This is a genomic window from Mycolicibacterium arseniciresistens, assembly GCF_030519285.1.
Taxonomy (GTDB): domain Bacteria; phylum Actinomycetota; class Actinomycetes; order Mycobacteriales; family Mycobacteriaceae; genus Mycobacterium; species Mycobacterium arseniciresistens.
Map to the genome: position 1 here is coordinate 1 of NZ_JAUMSQ010000472.1, position 3034 is coordinate 3034.

At 72.0% G+C, this 3034-nt stretch carries 1 protein-coding gene and 2 pseudogenes; all 3 read right to left on the reverse strand.

Going from position 1 to position 3034, the window contains the following annotated elements; genetic code table 11:
* Nucleotides 1–434 (reverse strand): annotated as a pseudogene (locus Q2100_RS30615) (protein serine/threonine phosphatase 2C family protein); the annotation flags it as partial.
* The gene (locus tag Q2100_RS30620) at nt 431–2515 is read right to left on the reverse strand and encodes a serine/threonine-protein kinase (protein WP_302917040.1); all 2085 of its coding nucleotides are present in this window, start codon (nt 2513–2515) and stop codon (nt 431–433) included. The pseudogene Q2100_RS30615 and the gene Q2100_RS30620, both read right to left, overlap by 4 nt.
* Nucleotides 2516–2631: 116 nt before the next feature.
* Nucleotides 2632–3034, reverse strand: a pseudogene (locus Q2100_RS30625) (hypothetical protein); the annotation flags it as partial.

Genomic DNA, 3034 nt, shown 5'->3' on the forward strand with positions numbered 1-3034 from the left:
CAGGCCGCGAGCGCGTCGAGCATCGCCGCGACACCGGCCTGCGCGGCAGCGGTGGCGGCGGCCTGCGCGTCCGCCGAGGTGGACACACCGTCACAGACGGCGACGGCGAACGCGAAACGGCCGTCATCGGTGGGCACGACCCCTGCTGCCGCGGCATCCTCGTTGCGGGTGTGGTGCAGCCCGCGGTCGGTGACCAGCACGATGCCGCCCACGGCCACCTCGTCCCGGTCGGGCTCGGGGCGACGCTCCCCGCAGACGGTGCAGTACCCGTCGGTGAAATCCGCGTTGCCACAGTCACAGGGCCCGTGCGGCTCTGGCCTCGGGACCGCCACCGGCGCCACGTCGAACAACGCGCCGCCGCACGACCCGCAGAACCGGTGCGCGGGCTGTACGGGGGCGGAGCACCGACGGCAGCGTCCGCCGGGTGCCGTCATGTCCTGGTCCTCGGTCGCACCGCGTTGGCGCGCTCCACCAGTGCGATGCGCTCCCACACATCGACGGCGTCGCGCGCCAGTACGCGGTAGCAGGCCTCTATCCCTGCGCGTACACCCCGTTCGTCGAAGTCGACGTTCAGCAGCCGGAACGCGGCGGCCGTGTTCCCGGCGTCCAGCCAGCGCAACGCCGCGTCGAGCACTGTGAGCCGGATCGACGCGCGTCGTGCCGCCGACTCGAGGTTCAGCGCACAGGACCGTTTGGCCGCGTCGAGGAGTGTCCTCTCGTCCAGCTCATCGGGCTCGAGCCCGTCGAGAAGGATGCCGATGGCCGTCGCGCCCGCGGGCGCACAGTGGGCCGACGCCTCGGGCACCCGGTCCAGTGCCGCGACCGCGCCTGCCCGGTCCCCCGAACGGGCATGCAGGCGAGCACACCCGAAGGCGGCGCTGACGTAACTGTCGTCGGTGCGCCACACCGTCTCGTACTGGCGCACCGCGGCGTCGTGCGCGCCGCGCAGTTCCGCTGCCGCCGCGACGGCTAGTTTCGGTGCCAGCTCGCCGGGCAACATGGCCAGCACCTCGTCGAAATGCTCTGCGGCCTCGGAATGGTCGCCCTCGAGAAGGGCACACTGGCCCAGATACCAGGACAGTCGCCAGTCGTTCGGCAGCACGGGCCTCAGCTCGGCGAGCCGCTTCCGCGCATCGCCGGGGTTGCCGACCTCCAATGCCGCACGCACCAACCGCAGAGGGATCTCTACGGAGGAGCTGCTGCCACGATTTGCCCCGCCCTGCGCGAGCCAGAGCGCGTTCTCGAGCTGGGCGGGCGGGGTCCCACTCGTGGTGGCCAGCACCGCGGCCCCGGAATCGCGGGGGTCGACCACGGGCACGGCGAGCGCCGCGACCACCTCGGCCGGGACGATCACCGCGTCGTGGGCCGCGCCGAAGATCCCACGCTGGTGGCTGAAGTGGCTCGACTTCCGCGGCTGCACCGCCGTGCCGCCCGCTGCGGCGATCTCGTACAGCACGCCGGTCAGCTGGTCGGCCATCTCCTCCATCGACGCGAAGCGCCGGCCCGGGTCCGGGTCGGTGGTCCGGAGGATGCAGCGGTGCAGTGACGGGTGCTCCGCCAGAACGGGCACGTCGTCGGGGCCGGGCAACCGGGTTGCCGGCCGGCCGGGCTCCTGCGGCACGTCCATCACCAGTACGGCGAGTGTGCGTCCCACGGTGTAGATGTCGCTGGCGACCGTCGGTCCGGTCCAGGCGATCTCCGGCGCCTGATAGCCGACGGTGCCGTAGATCGCGCAGTCGTCGTCATCCATGTCGACGACGGCGCCGAGGTCGATGAGCTTGACCTGCTCGTCGGTCTGCATCACGTTGTCGGGCTTGAAATCGCAGTACGCGAGGCCTTGGGCGTGCAGATACCCGATGGCAGGAGCGATCTCGACGATGTAGGCCACCGCCTGTTCCGGAGGGAGGGGGCCGCCGTTGGCTCTGCGGATCTGTTTGAGCGACGTCCCGCCGACGTACTCCATGACGATGTAGCCGACCGGGGACCCGGTGTCGTCGACGTGCTCGACGAAATTGTGGATCCGGACGATGTTCGGGTGTTCGACCTCCGCCAGCGCGTGGGCCTCGGCAGCGGCCGCGGCCATCGCGTCGACGTCACCCGAGTGGACGAGGCCCTTGAGCACGACGTGGCGGCCGTGCACGTTGTTGTCGGTCGCGAGGTAGATCCAGCCGAGACCGCCGTGGGCGATACAGCCCTGCACCTCGTACTGCCCGCCGATCACCTCGCCACGGGACAGCCGGGGGACGAACGAGTAGCGCGTCCCGCAGTGGGTGCAATACCCCGACGGCCGGCCGGGTGCGCCGTCAGCGCCGCGTCCAACCGGCCTTCCGCAGTCGGAGTTTCCGCAGAACCTGTGTGCCTCCGGCACCTGTGGGTCGGGAAGGATCGCGGCGGCGGGATCGCCCTTGGGTATGCGGGGGATGTCGATGATCCCGGCGCCGAGGCCGCCACGTGCGCTGACCGTGGAGTTCGCCGTGGTGCGCCGCGAGCGGGCCGAGCGCGCGGCGGACGGCATGGCCGCGGTCGAGGGCGGGAGGCCGGGCGACGTCCTGCACTCCGGGGCGGGGGCCGTCCCGCACACGTCGCAGTAGCCGTCGACAACAGTTCCGGTGCAACCGGACTCGGCGCACCTCATCCCGCCCTCCCGCTCTTGGAGGCGATGACCTGCTGGTAGTCGGCCACCGCGCGGGTCACGGCGGCCAGATCGCATGGGCGCCGGGACAGCAGGCCGGTGGCGATCCGCATCGACGACACCAGGTCGGCATCCTCGACCAGCCCGAGCCGCGCGGCCTTCGCCTGGTACCCCCGTAGCCGTCCGGTCAGCTCGTCGCGGCGGTCGAGCAGCCCCTGTGCGACCGCCTCGTCCGCGCGGATCTCCCGCAGCGTCGCGTCGATGCGGCGCCGGAGCTCCTGCAGGGCAGCGGGATCCACCTCGGTGAGTGACCGCAGCTGCCGTCGGAGAGCGGGTTCGGGATCCGGGTGGCTCGGCAGCGGCGCGGTGAGCACCCGCTGCTCGACCCGGCGCCGGGTGCCG